Origin of the sequence: Pseudomonas sp. NLJ1 (genome assembly GCF_049486705.1) — a bacterium.
Lineage (GTDB): Bacteria > Pseudomonadota > Gammaproteobacteria > Pseudomonadales > Pseudomonadaceae > Aquipseudomonas > Aquipseudomonas inefficax.
Genome location: NZ_CP137735.1, coordinates 4,098,653 through 4,114,409, shown reverse-complemented (window position 1 = coordinate 4,114,409; position 15,757 = coordinate 4,098,653). Strand labels below are relative to the sequence as shown.

The window sequence follows — 15,757 nt, the reverse complement described above, 5'->3', positions numbered from 1 at the left end:
CCCCTTACCAGCGAAAACGCAAACCGTCGAACGGCTTGGGTGCTGGCTGGGCCGGCAATGTTTGCCCGGCCCCGGCAGCGTCTGCCGGCGCTGGAGGCGCTTGCACTGCGGGCGCCTGCTCTACCGGTACTTCCTGCAGCTTGGCCAGGCCAAGCTGGGCGCGCAGCTGTTCGCGGTTGGCGGTCACGTCGTAAGTCAGGGTGCTGCCCTCGGCCATTTGCAAGCGCGGGCCAAAGGGTTCGAGCACGCGGGCCAGTTCGGCATAGCGCTGCAGGTTCATCCCCTGCACTTGCACCTGCAACTGGCTGCTGGCACCTGGGCGAGTGACGTAGCGCGGCGCCAGGCGGCTGCTGAGCGCCAGCATCACGGCGTCGGCCAGCGCTGCCGGGTCGGCCCCCTCGGCAGTACCTTGCTCACGCTGGTCGCCCAGCCACAGCTGCCACTTGCCCTGCCACTTGCCGTCGGTTTCCCGGGCATGCACCGCCAGCAAGGCATCGGCGCCGTAGCGCCCCGAGGCTTCGCGCAGCGCCGCAGGGTCGCTGCCTTCGATCTGCTCGGCATTGGCCACCAGTTGCTCCTGCAGGTCGGCCAGCGGCAGGCGCAACGGCAAGCCACGGTGCTGAGCGGCACGGCGCAGGGGTTGGGCGCTGGCCTGGCCGTCACCGACCAGGTTGCTGCCTTCGATACTGTCGTTCAGCCACCAGCCGAGGATCGAGGGGCGGTTGCTGCCCCACAAGGCCAGGCCGGCCTTGCGCAAGGCCCGTTCGGTACTGCCTGGGTCGAACTCGACCAGCACCGATTCGGGTGGCCCTGCTTCGCTGGCGACCTGGTTGATGATTTGCTGCGGGTCCTTGCGCAGCGCGGCCAATGCCGGGCTTTGCGCCGCCTTGGGGTCGCCGGTCAGGCGCGTTACCAAGGTATCGAGGGCCTGGGTGGTAGCCGCGGCACGGGCCTCGGCGCCCTGCCCGGTGACCGGCTCGCGCACTTGATAAAGGCCGGAGACATTTTCAGCATGGGCAGTGGCCGAGATCAGGGCCAGGCAACCGACTGCCAGAATATTGAAGAAACGCATGGAGGATTCCTGTCCAGAACACATGGAGCGACGGGGCGCTGCCCTGCAGGCTGTGACCGCCACGGACAAGAAATGCTCCGTGACACCGGGCATTTCTGCCTGCCACCTTTCCTATACCTTATACAGCCACCCGCGCGGCAACCAGTCGCGGCCCATGAAAGGATGTTTTTTAATGCTTTCGGCACCTGCCCGTCGGCCTGAGGATGGCCGCTGCCCGGCAACCCTGATAAAATCGCGCGCCTTCACAGACCACTGACGTTTCAGGCAGCCGCCGCTTACCAGCCGGCCTTGGCCGTCATGGTCGTTTTTAAGAATCCCTCCCTCCTAAAGGCCTGGATCAATGAGCAAGCAACCCTCCCTGAGCTACAAGGACGCCGGTGTAGACATCGACGCCGGCGAAGCACTGGTCGAACGCATCAAGGGCGTGGCAAAACGCACCGCACGCCCTGAAGTCATGGGTGGCCTGGGCGGCTTCGGCGCCCTCTGCGAGATCCCGGCCGGCTACAAGCAGCCGGTGCTGGTCTCCGGCACCGACGGCGTCGGCACCAAGCTGCGCCTGGCACTGAACCTGAACAAGCACGACAGCATCGGCCAGGACCTGGTCGCCATGTGCGTCAACGACCTGGTAGTGTGCGGCGCCGAGCCGCTGTTCTTCCTCGACTACTATGCCACCGGCAAACTGAACGTCGACGTGGCCGCCACCGTGGTCACCGGCATCGGTGCCGGTTGCGAACTGGCCGGCTGCTCGCTGGTCGGTGGTGAAACCGCCGAAATGCCTGGCATGTACGAAGGCGAAGACTACGACCTGGCAGGCTTCTGCGTCGGCGTGGTGGAAAAGGCCGAGATCATCGACGGCTCCAAGGTTGCCACCGGCGACGCACTGATCGCCCTGCCGTCCTCGGGCCCGCACTCCAACGGCTACTCGCTGATCCGCAAGATCCTCGAAGTGTCCGCCACCGACATCGAGAACACCCAGCTGGGCGGCAAGCCGTTGACCGACCTGCTGATGGCGCCGACCCGCATCTACGTCAAGCCGCTGCTGCAACTGATCAAGAACACCGGCGCGGTCAAGGCCATGGCCCACATCACCGGTGGCGGCCTGCTGGACAACATCCCGCGCGTACTGCCTGCCAACGCCCAGGCGGTGATCGACGTGGCCAGCTGGCAGCGCCCGGCAGTGTTCGACTTCCTGCAGGAAAAAGGCAACGTCGACGAGCATGAAATGCACCGCGTACTGAACTGCGGCGTCGGCATGGTCATCTGCGTGGCCCAGGATCAGGTAGAAGCTGCCCTGAACGAACTGCGCGCCGCTGGCGAGCAGCCATGGGTGATCGGCCACATCGCCGAAGCCGCCGAGGGCGCTGCCCAGGTCGAGCTGCAGAACCTCAAGGCACACTGATGCCAAGCAAGACCTGCAATGTAGTGGTACTGCTGTCGGGCTCCGGCAGCAACCTGCAAGCCCTGATCGACAGTTGCCAAGGCCAGGACAGCCCGGTGCGCATCCGTGCGGTGGTTTCCAACCGCGCCGATGCCTACGGCCTGCAACGCGCCGCGGCGGCCGGTATCGACAGCGTCGTGCTTGAGCACACCCAGTTCGACGGCCGTGAAGCCTTCGATGCCGCGCTGATGGCGCGCATCGACGGTTTCGCCCCGGACCTGGTAGTGCTGGCCGGCTTCATGCGTATCCTCAGTGGCGACTTCGTGCGCCACTATCAGGGCCGCCTGCTCAACATCCACCCGTCGCTGCTGCCCAAGTACAAGGGCTTGCATACCCACCGCCGGGCGCTGGAGGCAGGCGACGCCGAGCACGGCTGCAGCGTACACTTCGTGACTGAGGAACTCGATGGCGGCCCACTGGTCGTACAGGCTGTGGTACCGGTGGTGCCGGACGACACCGTCGAAAGCCTGGCCCAGCGGGTTCACCGCCAGGAACACCAGATTTACCCGCTGGCGGTGCGCTGGTTCGCCGAAGGGCGCTTGCGCCTTGGCGAACAGGGTGCATTACTGGATGGCCAGCCCCTGGCGGCCAGCGGTCACTTGATTCGATCCTAGGAGAATTTATGCGTCGCGCCCTGCTCTTGGCTCTCGCCGTGCTCGCCCTGCCCCTCCAGGCAGCTGATCTGAAGCCGTTCTCGGCCAGCTATACCGCAGACTGGAAGCAACTGCCCATGAGCGGCACCGCCGAGCGCAGCCTGGTCAAGAATGCCAACGGTACCTGGGACCTTAACTTCAAGGCTTCCATGATGATCGCCAGCCTGACCGAGCAAAGCACCCTGCGCCTGGACAACGACACCCTGCTGCCGCAGAAGTACCACTTCGAGCGTGGTGGCCTGGGCAAGGCCAAGAAGGTCGACCTGACCTTCGACTGGAACAGCAAGAAGGTCACCGGCAGCGACCGTGGCGACGCCATCACCCTGCCACTGAACCGTGGCGTGCTGGACAAGTCGTCCTATCAGCTGGCCCTGCAGCACGATGTGGCCGCTGGCAAGAAGAGCATGACCTACCAGGTGGTCGACGGTGACGAGATCGACACCTACGACTTCCGCGTGCTGGGCACCGAAAAGGTCACCACCAAGACCGGCCAGGTCGATGCGGTGAAGGTCGAGCGCGTGCGCGACCCAAGCCAGAGCAAGCGCATCACCGAGCTGTGGTTTGCCAAGGACTGGGACTACCTGCTGGTGCAACTGCGCCAGGTCGAGACCGACGGCAAGGAATACGTGATCGTGCTGCAGGATGGCACGGTGGATGGCAAGCTGGTGAAGGGCAACTGAGCCAGCGCTGCCAGCAGCACCCGAAGCCCCGCCTTGTGCGGGGCTTTTTTCTGACCTCTCAAAGCTCCCACACTTGACCGCGCTCCGGCTTCCATGAAACTTGTTTCATCCCAGTTTTATTTACTTAGCCTGCTAACAAACTCTATAAAGAGGGTGTGCGACACAGTGTCGCAGTCAACTGAAGCAGTGGAGTTTAACGATGACAGTCCAAGTAACCGAACGCGACGAATCGAAAATGTCCCACGAAGGCCTGGCCGCTGGCGTGCGGATCTGGGATGTGCACCAACAAGGCCAGCTGGTGGGGATGTTCCACAACGAACATGAAGCGCACCAGTACCGTACAGAGCTGGAAAACCTGGAAAACCAGCGCGCCACGCAATGACCCCATCTTCAAATGAAAAACCCCGCCTAGGCGGGGTTTTCATGGTTACCACATCAGATCATCCGGGATCTTGTAGGCCGCGTACGGGTCGTCCTCGTCCGCTTCCTCGACATGGGTGTTCAGCAGCAGGATGCGGCTTGGGTCGCGCTCCTGGATCTTCACCGCAGCTTCACGCGGGATGACTTCGTAACCACCGGCATGCGCCACCACAGCCAGCGCGCCATTGCTCAGCTTGGTCCGCATCAGGGCATTGACGGCAATGCGCTTGACCTTCTTGTCGTCGACGAAGTTGTAGTAGTCCTCGGTGCTCAGCTTCGGCAGGCGAGTCGCTTCGATCAACTGCTTGATCTGCGCGGCGCGGGCTTTCTGCTCGGCTTTTTCCTGCTGCTGGCGGTTCAGTTCCTGGTCACGCTTGGCTTTCTCGGCCATGGCTTCCTTGGCCAGGCGCTGTTGGGTGTCGTCCACCTCGACCTGGCCTTTGTGCTCCAGGCGTTTCTGTTTCTTCTCGGCCTTGTTGGCCTGGGAAACCTGTTTCTGGTTGACCAGACCGGCTTTGAGCAGTTGGTCGCGAAGGGAAAGGCTCATGAATGTTCACTCACTTATGCAACAGCTCAGCTGCAGCTGGGCAGGTTCTTTTCCTGACGTTTGGCTTCGCCCCAAAGGGCGTCCAGTTCGTCAAGGTTACAATCTTCGATGGATCGCCCACTGTCGCGCAATGCCTGTTCGATGAAGCGGAAACGCCGCTCGAACTTGCGGTTGGCACGGCGCAAGGCGTGTTCCGGGTCCTGCTTGAGGTGACGGGCCAGGTTGACGGCGGCGAACAGCAGGTCGCCGACTTCATCCTCGAGCGCATCGGCATCGCCATCGGCCATGGCCTGCAGCACTTCGTCCAGCTCTTCGCGGACCTTGTCCAGCACCGGCAATGCCGCAGGCCAGTCGAAACCGACCGTGGCCGCGCGCTTTTGCAGTTTGGCTGCCCGCGACAACGCCGGCAATGCCGCTGGTACGTCGTCGAGCAACGACAGCTGTTCGGGCTGGCTCTTTTCCGCGCGCTCTTCAGCCTTGATTTCTTCCCAGCGTGACTTGACCTGGGCCTCGCTCAGGCTGGGGGTGTCCACCGGCGCGTACAGCTCGCCGGTGGGGAATACATGCGGGTGACGGCGAATGAGCTTGCGGGTGATGCTGTCGACCACGCCGTCGAACTCGAAACGCCCCTCCTCGCGGGCCAGCTGGCTGTAGTAGACCACCTGGAACAGCAGGTCGCCCAGCTCACCTTGCAGGTGCTCGAAGTCGCCGCGCTCGATGGTGTCGGCAACCTCGTAGGCCTCTTCGATGGTGTGCGGGACGATGCTCGCGTAGTTCTGCTTCAGGTCCCACGGGCAGCCGTACTGCGGGTCGCGCAGGCGGGCCATGAGGTGCAGCAGGTCGTCGAGGGTGTAGGTCATGTAAGCAGGTCCTTCGGCGATGGCTTCTTCGCGGGTGAACCCGCTCCCACAGGAAAAGTGCACATTTGAAGACTTGCACCATCCCTGTGGGAGCGGGTTTACCCGCGAAGCAGGCGCCGCGGTCTCAAGGGGTACGATTACGCCGCGTCTCGATGATATTCGGCAACTGCGAGATCCGCCCCAGCAGGCGCCCCAGCGCGTCCAGGCCCGGAATCTCGATGGTCAGCGACATCAGCGCGGTGTTGTCTTCCTTGTTCGAGCGGGTGTTCACCGCCAGCACGTTGATCTTCTCGTTCAGCAGCACTTGTGACACATCACGCAGCAAGCCCGGGCGGTCATAGGCACGAATGACGATGTCGACCGGATAAGTCTGCACAGGGATCGGCCCCCAGCTGACCTGGATCATGCGCTCCGGTTCCTTGCCCGCCAACTGCAGCACCGAGGCGCAGTCCTGGCGGTGGATGCTCACGCCGCGGCCCTGAGTGATGTAGCCGACGATGGCGTCGCCCGGCAGCGGCTGGCAGCAGCCGGCCATCTGCGTCAGCAGGTTGCCGACACCCTGGATCTGGATGTCACCACGCTTGCCGGTACGCGGCCCGGTAGGCTTGCGCGGCACCAGTTCGATCTGCTCGATGCGCTCGGGCTCCAGCAACTGCTGGGCGGCGTTGACCAGGTGCGCCAGGCGCAGGTCGCCGGCACCGAGCGAGGCAAACATGTCCTCGGCGGTCTTGACGTTGGTCTTCTCGGCCAGGCGCTCGAAATCCACCTGCGGCAGGCCCAGGCGGCTGAGCTCGCGTTCGAGCAAGGTCTTGCCGGCGGCAACGTTCTGGTCACGAGCCTGCAGCTTGAACCAGTGCACGATCTTGGCCCGCGCCCGCGAAGTGGTGACGTAGCCCAGGTTGGAGTTCAACCAGTCACGGCTGGGGTTGCCGTGCTTGCTGGTAATGATCTCGACCTGCTCGCCGGTCTGCAGGCTGTAGTTGAGCGGTACGATACGCCCGTTGATCTTGGCGCCGCGGCAGTTGTGGCCGATTTCGGTGTGCACGCGGTAGGCGAAGTCCAGCGGCGTGGCACCCTTTGGCAAGTCGATGGCGTGGCCGTCCGGGGTAAATACATAAACCCGATCCGGCTCGATGTCGACCCGCAACTGCTCGGCCAGGCCACCGATGTCGCCCAGCTCTTCGTGCCACTCCAGCACCTGACGCAGCCAGGAGATCTTCTCTTCGTAATGGTTGGAACTGGGCTTGACGTCGGTGCCCTTGTAGCGCCAGTGGGCGCAAACCCCAAGCTCGGCTTCCTCGTGCATGCCGTGGGTACGGATCTGCACTTCCAGCACCTTGCCCTCGGGGCCGATCACCGCGGTGTGCAGCGAGCGATAGCCGTTCTCCTTGGGGTTGGCGATGTAGTCGTCGAACTCCTTGGGGATGTGTCGCCACAGCGTGTGCACGATACCCAGCGCGGTGTAGCAGTCGCGGATTTCCGGCACCAGCACGCGTACCGCGCGCACGTCGTAGATCTGGCTGAATTCCAGGCCTTTGCGCTGCATCTTGCGCCAGATCGAATAGATATGCTTCGCCCGGCCGCTGATGTCGGCCTTGACGCCAGTGGCCAGCAGCTCGTTCTGCAGCTGGTTCATCACCTCGCTGATGAAGCGCTCGCGGTCCAGGCGACGCTCGTGCAGCAGCTTGGCGATCTGTTTGTACTGGTCGGGTTCGAGGTAGCGGAAGGACAGGTCTTCCAGCTCCCACTTGATGTGGCCGATACCCAGACGGTGCGCCAGCGGCGCATAGATATCGAACACCTCGCGCGCGACACGCAGGCGTTTCTCGTCGTCGGCTGCCTTGACCGCACGGATCGCGCAGGTGCGCTCGGCCAGCTTGATCAGCGCCACGCGCACATCGTCGACCATGGCCACGAGCATCTTGCGCAGGTTCTCGACCTGCGCCTGCGAGCCCAGCACCAGCGACTGGCGCGGGCTGAGGCTGGCGCTGATGGCGGCCATGCGCAGCACCCCGTCGATCAGCTTGGACACCACCGGGCCAAAGCGCTGGCTGACCTCGGCCAGGGTCACCTTGCCCTCGCGCACCGAGCGGTAGATGACCGCCGCCACCAGGGAATCCTGGTCGAGCTTGAGGTCGGCGAGGATTTCAGCGATCTCCAGGCCCGCCTGGAAGCTGGACGTACCGTCCGCCCAGGAATGCTTGGCCGGGTTGCCCTTTTTCTCGACCTCATGGGCAAACTCGCAGGCCTCTTTCAACGCTGCGCGATCCAGTGCCGAATCGACGCTTACCACATGGTCCAACCATGCTTCGAGATTGATACTGCCGTCGGTGTTGACCGGCTGGTGCACTCTCACCTGTACCATCTTTGTTTTACCTTTCCATACAGCACACCACTCGGGTGCGCTGGCGATCACCGTGCGGCCACCATTCCGTGGAGACCGCACCAAGGGGCCAGTCAGCTAGCCCGCTTCGAATAACGCCATGGCCTCGACATGCGCCGTCTGAGGAAACATGTCGAGAATCCCGGCCCTTTTTAACCGGTACCCCTGGCCGACCAGCACCTGGGCGTCTCGCGCCAGCGTGGCCGGGTTGCACGATACATAGACCAGCCTTCTGGCCTTGAGGCGGGCGATGCCTTGCACCACCTCGAAAGCACCGTCGCGCGGTGGATCCAAGAGTACCGCAGAAAAGCCCTCGGCGGCCCATCCGGCGCCCGCCAAAGGCTGCGATAAATCGGCCTGAAAAAACCGTGCGTTATGCACATTGTTGTTCCGGGCATTGGCCGCGGCCCGATCGACCATGGCCTGCACGCCTTCCACTGCCACCACCTCACGCGCCTGACGGGCCAGCGGCAGGGCGAAGTTGCCCAGGCCGCAGAACAGGTCCAGCACGCGCTCGTCGGCCTGGGGTGCGAGCCAGGCCAGGGCCTGCTCGATCATCGCCGTGTTGACCTGGGCATTTACCTGCACGAAGTCACCTGGGCGCCAGGCCAGTTCCAGCTGCCAGGGCGCCAGGGCAAAGCCCAACTGCGCGGCCGGGTCCGTTGGCGCCGGCTCTCCTTCACCCTGCAGCCACAGCTGGGCGTTGGCCTGTTCGCAGAGCGCCTGCAACCTGGCCAGGTCTTCGGCGGGCAACGGCGCGACATGGCGCACCAGCAGCGCCTCGGCAGTACCGCTGAACAGTTCCACATGGCCCAGCGCCTGAGGCTTGCTCAGCGAGCGCAGCACGGTAGGCAGGTGGCGCAGAATCGATTGCAAGGGCTGTACCAGCACCGCGCAATCGTCGATGGCAATGATGTCCTGACTGGCCTCGGCGCGGAAGCCGACCTCCAGCTGGCGCGCCTTGACGTCCCAGCGCACTGCCACGCGGGCGCGACGCCGGTAGCCGAACTCGGGCCCGCTCAGCGGTGCAGCCCATTCCTCGGGCTGCACGCCGGCCACCCGCTGCAGCTGCTCGGCCAGGGTGCGTTGCTTGAGCGCCAGCTGCGCTTCGTGCGGCAGGTGCTGCAGACTGCAGCCTCCGCAGCGCTCGTAATATCGGCACGGAGCCTGACGGCGTTCGGGGCTGGCCTGCAGCAAGCGCTCCAGGCGGGCCTCGACCACTTTGCCACGGGCATTGAGCACCCGCGCCTCTACAGCCTCCCCGGCCAGGGCGCCACTGACGAACCAGGTGCGCCCTTCGTGGAAGGCAATGCCGCGGCCGTCACCGGCCAGGCGCTCGATTTCCAGGCGCTGTTTCTTGCCCACCGGGACCTGGGGGCTGCGGTTGCCGCCGGCCGGCTGAAAGCGCAGGCCGCTGTTGCTTTTCTTCTTGGACATTTAGCTCGGGTCGAACAGGCCGGTGGACAGGTAACGGTCGCCGCGATCGCAGATGATCGCGACCATCGTGGCATTTTCCACCTCGCGGGACAGACGCAGCATGGCTGCAACTGCACCACCGGAAGACACACCGCAGAAAATGCCCTCTTCACGGGCAAGGCGGCGGGTGGTTTCCTCGGCTTCCTGCTGCGACATGTCGACCACGCGGTCGACGCGGCTGGCGTCGAAGATTTTCGGCAGGTATTCCTCGGGCCAGCGGCGGATGCCCGGAATGGCCGAGCCTTCCATTGGTTGCAGACCGATGATCTGCACCGCCGGGTTCTGTTCCTTGAGGTACTGCGAGCAGCCCATGATGGTACCGGTGGTACCCATGGAACTGACGAAATGGGTGATGGTGCCCTGGGTCTGCTGCCAGATCTCGGGGCCAGTGCTGTTGTAGTGAGCGATAGGGTTGTCGCCGTTGGCGAACTGGTCCAGCACCAGCCCGCGGCCTTCGCCCTGCAGCTTCTCGGCCAGGTCACGGGCGCCTTCCATGCCCTCTTCCTTGGTCACCAGGATCAGCTCGGCGCCGTAGGCGGTCATGGCAGCCTTGCGCTCGGCGGTGGAGTTGTCGGGCATGATCAGGATCATCTTGTAGCCCTTGATCGCCGCAGCCATCGCCAGGGCGATGCCGGTGTTGCCGGAGGTGGCTTCGATCAGAGTATCGCCGGGCTTGATCTGGCCGCGCAGTTCGGCGCGGGTGATCATCGACAGTGCCGGGCGGTCCTTTACCGAGCCGGCGGGATTGTTACCTTCGAGCTTGAGCAGGAGGGTGTTGCTGGTTTCGCCAGCAATACGCTGCAGGCGAACCAGGGGCGTATTGCCGACGCAATCGGCGATGGTTGGGTACTGCAAGGTCATGGCGTATTTCACAATCCGGACGGCAGGGGTGCCTATCATACCGGCAAACCCTTCGCGGCCATATCACGCAATCTGTGGTGAATATAGCTACAAGCTATATCGATAACCTGTACCAGCCCTTTCGCGGGTGAACCCGCTCCCACAGGGACTTCACTGGCCTCAAGAATAGTGATGAACCTGTGGGAGCGGGTTCACCCGCGAAGAGGCCGGCACATGTAAGGGCAAGCGCATCCACAACCGCAGCCCGCGCTTGCCATTCTCCGCCCACAAGGTGCCGCCCTGGCGCTGGATCGCACTGCGGGCAATGCTCAACCCCAGGCCGAAACCGCCATCTCCTGGTCGCGAACCGTCCAGCCGCGAGAACGGCGCAAAAATCCGCTCCAGGTCTTCTTCAGCCACGCCACCGCCCTCGTCTTCCAGCCACAACCTCCAATACCCGCCTTCACGTTGCCCACCGAGGCGCACCACACCATCGGCCGGCGAATGACGAATGGCGTTGCGCAACAGGTTTTCCAGCGCCTGGGCCAGGTGGTTGAGGTTACCCTGCACCCAGCAGTCGGCCGGCACTTCGCAGCGCAGCCGCGCCAGCGACCAGCCGCTTTCATAGCTGGCATTCTCGGCCAGCAGCTCCCACAGCGCCTGCACCTCGATCGGCTCCAGGTTCATCGGCGCACGTTCGGCGTCCTGCCAGGCCAGTTGCAGGGTGTCCTCGACCAGCTGCTGCATGCAGTCCACCTCCCGCGTCAGGCGTTCACGCAGGCGTTGCAGGTCGGACTCGCCATCGCAGGCCACACGCAGCCGGCTCAGTGGTGTACGCATTTCGTGGGACAGGTCACGCAGCAACTGCTGCTGCATGGTTACCGTGCCCTGCAGCCGCTCGGCCATCTGGTCGAAGGCTCGGGCCAGTTCGCCCAGCTCGTCATGCCGGGCGATGGTGCGTGGATCGAGGCGCGCCGACAGCTGGTCGGCGCGCCAGGCGTTGGCCTGCTCGCGCAACTGGTTCAACGGCACGATGAGCATGCGATAAAGGCCCACGCACAACAGCAGGGTAAACAGGCCGGGAATGATGCCGTTGGTGACGATGCGCCACAGCATGCGGTATTGGCCGGGGTTGAAGCGCTGCGGCAGTTCGATCACCAGCATGCCCTGCTCCGGTGCCCCCGGGAACGGTATGCGCAGCCATGGCTGCTCGACGCTGCGCCGGCTCATCGGCCAGTCGACACCACGCAGGCGGGTGAGCCGCTGCATGATCTGCGGGTCGAGGCTGGCGCTGTCCAGCGGCCGCAGGTTGAGGTCGAGTACGCCAACCCAGCCGCGTTCGCGCTGGTGCATCGCCGTCACCCACCTGTCCAGCCCCATCCGCCCGCCACTGCGCCAGGCCTGCTCGGCCTCGGCGGCATAGCCACGCAAGGCCTGCCGCGCCGGCTCCGAGAGGAAAGCGTTCTGGGTTTCCATGTGCCGGCCCCAGGTGTAGCTGAGGCCGATCATCAGCAGGCAGAAGCCCACCAACAGGATGGCCAGCTTCCAGAACAGCGAATGGCGGTCGAGCATGGGTCACTCCGCCTCGCTGGCGCTGAGTACGTAGCCCTTGCCCCACACGGTGCGGATCTGCCGTTCGTGATAGCCGATGCCCTTGAGCTTGCGACGGATCTGGCTGACGTGCATGTCCAGGCTGCGATCATGCCGCGAATAGCCTCGCTGCAGCACTTGCTGGTAGAGGAACGGCTTGCTCAGCACTTCGTCGAGGTTGCGGTTGAGGATGTCGAGCAGGCGGAACTCGCTGGGGGTCAGCCCGGCCAGGCGACCCTCCAGGCGCACGTCGTACAGTCCCTCGTCGTATTGCAGTTCGCCACTGGCGGCATGCGCGTGCGGGGCTTGATGGCGTCGTTCGAGGGCCACGCGGCGCAGTATGGCTTCGATGCGTACCTGCAGCTCGGCCATGCTGAACGGCTTGGGCAGATAGTCGTCGGCACCGCGCTGGAAACCGCTGATGCGGTCGGCCTCGGCACCCAGCGCCGACATCAGGATCACCGGCGTGGCACTACGCTTGCGCAACTGCGCCAGGGCATCCAGACCGTTGAGCCCGGGCAGCAGGATGTCCATGAGCACCACATCGAAAGCCTGGCGGCCTGCCGTTTCCAGGCCCTCCAATCCATTGCGGCACCAGGTCACCTGGAAACCGCCGCGCTGCAGCTCTTCGTGCAGGTAGGCACCGAGAACGGGGTCATCCTCGATGGCAAGGATGTTGGAATTGTGAATAGCTACAGGATTCATTGGCAACTGCCATGCATTCTCAATCGCGTGATTATTGAGTATCCAGCGCCTGCCAGGCAACCGCCCTGCGACCAATGCCCCTGCAAGGGCGCAAAACACATACTAAAGAGGTGCAATAGCACTGCAGGCGGAGTAACTTCCCGGCTTGGCCGTCATTGCGTGACGGTGTCCAGGCACATGACAGGAGGCGAGTGTGCTCGATCGCTTGGGAATTCGCAGCCGGGTCCTGCTGCTGGCTCTGCTGCCGGCCGGCCTGATGGCCCTGGTGCTGGGTAGTTACTTCACCTGGCTGCAACAGAACGACCTCCGCACCCAGTTGCTGCAACGCGGCAAGATGATCGCCGAGCAACTGGCGCCGCTGGCTGCGCCCGCCATGGCCAAGCTGGCACCGGCGCAACTGGAGCGTATTGCCGCGCAAACCCTGGAGCAGGCGGATGTGCGCGCGGTCGCCTTCCTGGCCCCTGACCGCACGCGTCTGGCCCACGCTGGCCCGAGCATGCTCAACCAGCCGCCCAGCGGCGGCACCGGCACCCAACTGCTGCAACGCAGCGGCAATGATGCCACCCGCTACCTGATGCCGGTGTTCGGCCACCATCGCGACCTGGCCACCGATGCCGTGCCGGCCGAAACCGAACGCCTGCTGGGCTGGGTCGAGATCGAGCTGTCCCACGACGGCACCCTGCTGCGCGGCTACCGCAACCTGTTCACCAGCCTGTTGCTGATTCTCGCCTGCCTGGTGCTCAGCGGCTTGCTGGCACTGCGCATGAGCCGCACCATCAACGACCCGATCAAGCGCATCAAGCACGCGGTCAACCAGCTCAAGGACGGCCACCTCGAGGAACGCCTGCCGGCCATGGGCAGCCATGAGCTGGACGAGCTGGCGCGCGGCATCAACCGCATGGCCGAAACCCTGCACAACGCCCACGAAGAGCTGCAACACAGCATCGATCAGGCCACCGAGGACGTGCGCCAGAACCTGGAAACCATCGAGATCCAGAACATCGAGCTGGACATGGCGCGCAAGGAGGCCCTGGAGGCCAGCCGCATCAAGTCGGAATTCCTGGCCAACATGAGCCACGAAATCCGCACCCCGCTCAACGGCATCCTCGGTTTCACCCACCTGCTGCAGAAAAGCGAGCTGACACCACGCCAGCTGGACTACCTGAGCACCATCGAGAAGTCCGCCGACAACCTGCTCGGGATCATCAACGAGATCCTCGATTTCTCCAAGATCGAGGCCGGCAAGCTGGTGCTCGACAGCATCCCCTTCAACCTGCGCGACCTGATCCAGGACACCCTGACCATCCTCGCCCCGGCCGCCCACGCCAAGCAGCTGGAGCTGCTCAGCCTGATCTACCGCGATACCCCGTCGTCGCTGATCGGCGACCCGTTGCGGCTCAAGCAGATCCTTACCAACCTGGTCAGCAACGCCATCAAGTTCACCCGCGAGGGCACCATCGTCGTGCGCGCCATGCTCGAAGACGAGCACGAAGACAGTGCGCAACTACGCATCAGCGTGCAGGACACCGGCATCGGCCTGTCGCCGCAGGATGTGCGTACGCTTTTCCAGGCCTTCAGCCAGGCCGACAACTCGCTGGCCCGCCAGCCTGGCGGCACTGGCCTGGGGCTGGTGATTTCCAAGCGCCTGATCGAACAGATGGGCGGCGAAATCGGTGTCGACAGCACCCCGGGCGAGGGTTCGCAGTTCTGGATCAGCCTGAACCTGCCCAAAGCCCACGACGGTGTCGAGGACCTGCCGCTGCAACCGCTGCTGGGTCGCCGCGCAGCCATCGTCGATGGCCACGAACTGGCGCGCCAGGCGTTGGAACACCAGCTGGAGGACTGCGGCCTCAGCGTCAGCCTGTTCCCCTCCTTCGACCAGTTGCTGCAGGGCGTGCAAGCTGCCAGCCAGGCCGGCCTGCCATTCGACTTCGCCGTGCTCGGCGCCAACCTTGGCAACCTGTCGCCCGAGCAGCTGGGCCATTACCACCAGCAGCTCGAACGCTACCATTGCCAGTGCGTGGTGCTGTGCCCGACCACCGAGCAGGCGCTCTACCATCCGTACCTGCCCAACGGCCATGGCCAGTTGTTGTCCAAGCCGACCTGCACGCGCAAACTGCGCCGCCTGTTGCTGGAACTGCTACAACCGCGCCGCCCGCAAGGCGAGGTGAACAGCGTCAACGGCCAGCGCCAGCCGAAAATCCTCTGCGTCGACGACAACCCCGCCAACCTGTTGCTGGTGCAGACCCTGCTCGAAGACATGGGCGCCGAGGTGCTGGCCGTCGACAACGGCTATGCGGCGGTGCAGGCGGTGCAGGACGAGCCGTTCGACCTGGTGCTGATGGACGTGCAGATGCCGGGCATGGACGGCCGCGCCTGCACCGAACAGATCCGCCTGTGGGAAAACACCCAAAGCAGCAACCCGCTGCCGATCGTCGCCCTCACCGCCCACGCCATGGCCAACGAGAAACGCGCGTTGCTGCACGGTGGCATGGACGACTACCTGACCAAGCCGATCAGCGAACGGCAACTGGCCCAGGTGGTGATGAAATGGACCGGCCTGAGCCTGGGCGCACCACAGCAGGAACGCCTGGCCGAGCAACTGGACAACGGTGATGACCTGAAGGTGCTGGACCCCGAGGAAGGCCTGCGCCTGGCCGCCGGCAAAGCAGACCTGGCGGCCGATATGCTGAGCATGCTGCTGAACTCGCTGGAAGCCGACCGCGAAGCCATACGCGCCGCCCGCGAGGCCGACGACCGCAACGGCCTGATCGAACAGGTGCACCGCCTGAACGGCGCCTCGCGTTATTGCGGCGTGCCGCAGTTGCGGGCCGCGTGCCAGCGCAGCGAAACCTTGCTCAAGCAGGAAAACCCGCTGGCACAACAGGCACTGGATGAACTGGATGCGGCGATCAACCGCTTGGCGGCGCAGGCCAGATTGAGCGCCTGACCAACGCGGTCTTGGTAGGAGCGGCCTTGTGTCGCGAAAGGGCCGCAAGGCGGCCCCGGCGATCGTCGCCATGGCATAGAACCTGGGGCCGCTCCGCGCCCCTTTTGCGACACAAGGCCGCTCCTACAGGGCCTGTGTCGTTA

Annotated in this window: 13 protein-coding genes; 5 read left to right on the top strand and 8 right to left on the bottom strand. The window is 64.3% G+C overall.

From position 1 onward, the window contains the following. Positions 1 to 4: 4 nt before the first annotated feature. Entirely contained in the window at positions 5 to 1,072 is a 1,068-nt protein-coding gene (locus tag R9B85_RS18660; RefSeq protein WP_423770431.1) for a DUF2066 domain-containing protein, read from the bottom strand. A 340-nt stretch (positions 1,073 to 1,412) separates the two neighbouring features. Here R9B85_RS18660 and purM point away from each other — a divergent pair, with 340 nt between their 5' ends. The 4 genes from purM to R9B85_RS18640 all read left to right on the top strand — a co-directional run bounded on the left by purM (position 1,413) and on the right by R9B85_RS18640 (position 4,225). Beyond that, the gene (purM, locus tag R9B85_RS18655; protein ID WP_087501448.1) at positions 1,413 to 2,471 is read left to right on the top strand and encodes a phosphoribosylformylglycinamidine cyclo-ligase; all 1,059 of its coding nucleotides are present in this window, start codon (positions 1,413 to 1,415) and stop codon (positions 2,469 to 2,471) included. Beyond that, positions 2,471 to 3,124: a phosphoribosylglycinamide formyltransferase gene (gene purN / locus R9B85_RS18650; RefSeq protein WP_423770430.1), complete on the top strand. Its 654-nt coding sequence runs from the start codon at positions 2,471 to 2,473 to the stop codon at positions 3,122 to 3,124. Before purM ends, purN begins: the two co-directional genes overlap by 1 nt. 8 nt (positions 3,125 to 3,132) lie before the next feature. Next, positions 3,133 to 3,843 carry a DUF3108 domain-containing protein gene (locus R9B85_RS18645; protein ID WP_112251121.1) on the top strand — a complete coding sequence of 237 codons (711 nt, stop codon included), beginning with the start codon at positions 3,133 to 3,135 and terminating at the stop codon, positions 3,841 to 3,843. Between the two features lie 199 nt (positions 3,844 to 4,042). After that, positions 4,043 to 4,225 (top strand): hypothetical protein, encoded by a 183-nt coding sequence (locus tag R9B85_RS18640; protein ID WP_003257734.1) that lies wholly within the window; start codon positions 4,043 to 4,045, stop codon positions 4,223 to 4,225. A 45-nt stretch (positions 4,226 to 4,270) separates the two neighbouring features. Here the strand turns inward: R9B85_RS18640 and R9B85_RS18635 are convergent, their stop codons facing one another. From R9B85_RS18635 to R9B85_RS18605, 7 genes are all read right to left on the bottom strand, one after another. Next, positions 4,271 to 4,810: a DUF2058 domain-containing protein gene (locus tag R9B85_RS18635; RefSeq protein WP_112251119.1), complete on the bottom strand. Its 540-nt coding sequence runs from the start codon at positions 4,808 to 4,810 to the stop codon at positions 4,271 to 4,273. 26 nt (positions 4,811 to 4,836) lie between these two features. Continuing rightward, the gene (mazG, locus tag R9B85_RS18630; RefSeq protein ID WP_112251117.1) at positions 4,837 to 5,670 is read right to left on the bottom strand and encodes a nucleoside triphosphate pyrophosphohydrolase; all 834 of its coding nucleotides are present in this window, start codon (positions 5,668 to 5,670) and stop codon (positions 4,837 to 4,839) included. Between the two features lie 124 nt (positions 5,671 to 5,794). Beyond that, positions 5,795 to 8,035 (bottom strand): GTP diphosphokinase, encoded by a 2,241-nt coding sequence (relA, locus tag R9B85_RS18625; RefSeq protein WP_112251115.1) that lies wholly within the window; start codon positions 8,033 to 8,035, stop codon positions 5,795 to 5,797. Between the two features lie 96 nt (positions 8,036 to 8,131). Beyond that, positions 8,132 to 9,490, bottom strand: a complete 1,359-nt coding sequence (gene rlmD, locus R9B85_RS18620; RefSeq protein ID WP_423770429.1) for a 23S rRNA (uracil(1939)-C(5))-methyltransferase RlmD — start codon at positions 9,488 to 9,490, stop codon at positions 8,132 to 8,134. Then, entirely contained in the window at positions 9,491 to 10,390 is a 900-nt protein-coding gene (cysM, locus tag R9B85_RS18615; protein ID WP_215520372.1) for a cysteine synthase CysM, read from the bottom strand. 159 nt (positions 10,391 to 10,549) lie between these two features. After that, a complete protein-coding gene (locus R9B85_RS18610) occupies positions 10,550 to 11,941 on the bottom strand; it encodes a sensor histidine kinase (RefSeq protein WP_112251109.1) in 1,392 nt (463 codons plus the stop codon). Between the two features lie 3 nt (positions 11,942 to 11,944). Then, entirely contained in the window at positions 11,945 to 12,664 is a 720-nt protein-coding gene (locus R9B85_RS18605; RefSeq protein WP_112251107.1) for a response regulator transcription factor, read from the bottom strand. A gap of 193 nt (positions 12,665 to 12,857) precedes the next feature. Here R9B85_RS18605 and R9B85_RS18600 point away from each other — a divergent pair, with 193 nt between their 5' ends. Further along, positions 12,858 to 15,614, top strand: coding sequence for a response regulator (locus R9B85_RS18600; RefSeq protein ID WP_207877124.1), 2,757 nt, complete (start codon positions 12,858 to 12,860; stop codon positions 15,612 to 15,614). Positions 15,615 to 15,757: the final 143 nt, after the last annotated feature.

Coding starts and splice junctions, on each gene's coding strand:
- R9B85_RS18605 (WP_112251107.1), bottom strand. CDS start 12,664: ATGAATCCTGTAGCTATTCACAATTCCAACATCCTTGCCATCGAGGAT.
- R9B85_RS18660 (WP_423770431.1), bottom strand. CDS start 1,072: ATGCGTTTCTTCAATATTCTGGCAGTCGGTTGCCTGGCCCTGATCTCG.
- R9B85_RS18645 (WP_112251121.1), top strand. CDS start 3,133: ATGCGTCGCGCCCTGCTCTTGGCTCTCGCCGTGCTCGCCCTGCCCCTC.
- relA (WP_112251115.1), bottom strand. CDS start 8,035: ATGGTACAGGTGAGAGTGCACCAGCCGGTCAACACCGACGGCAGTATC.
- R9B85_RS18640 (WP_003257734.1), top strand. CDS start 4,043: ATGACAGTCCAAGTAACCGAACGCGACGAATCGAAAATGTCCCACGAA.
- cysM (WP_215520372.1), bottom strand. CDS start 10,390: ATGACCTTGCAGTACCCAACCATCGCCGATTGCGTCGGCAATACGCCC.
- R9B85_RS18610 (WP_112251109.1), bottom strand. CDS start 11,941: ATGCTCGACCGCCATTCGCTGTTCTGGAAGCTGGCCATCCTGTTGGTG.
- purM (WP_087501448.1), top strand. CDS start 1,413: ATGAGCAAGCAACCCTCCCTGAGCTACAAGGACGCCGGTGTAGACATC.
- mazG (WP_112251117.1), bottom strand. CDS start 5,670: ATGACCTACACCCTCGACGACCTGCTGCACCTCATGGCCCGCCTGCGC.
- R9B85_RS18635 (WP_112251119.1), bottom strand. CDS start 4,810: ATGAGCCTTTCCCTTCGCGACCAACTGCTCAAAGCCGGTCTGGTCAAC.
- purN (WP_423770430.1), top strand. CDS start 2,471: ATGCCAAGCAAGACCTGCAATGTAGTGGTACTGCTGTCGGGCTCCGGC.
- rlmD (WP_423770429.1), bottom strand. CDS start 9,490: ATGTCCAAGAAGAAAAGCAACAGCGGCCTGCGCTTTCAGCCGGCCGGC.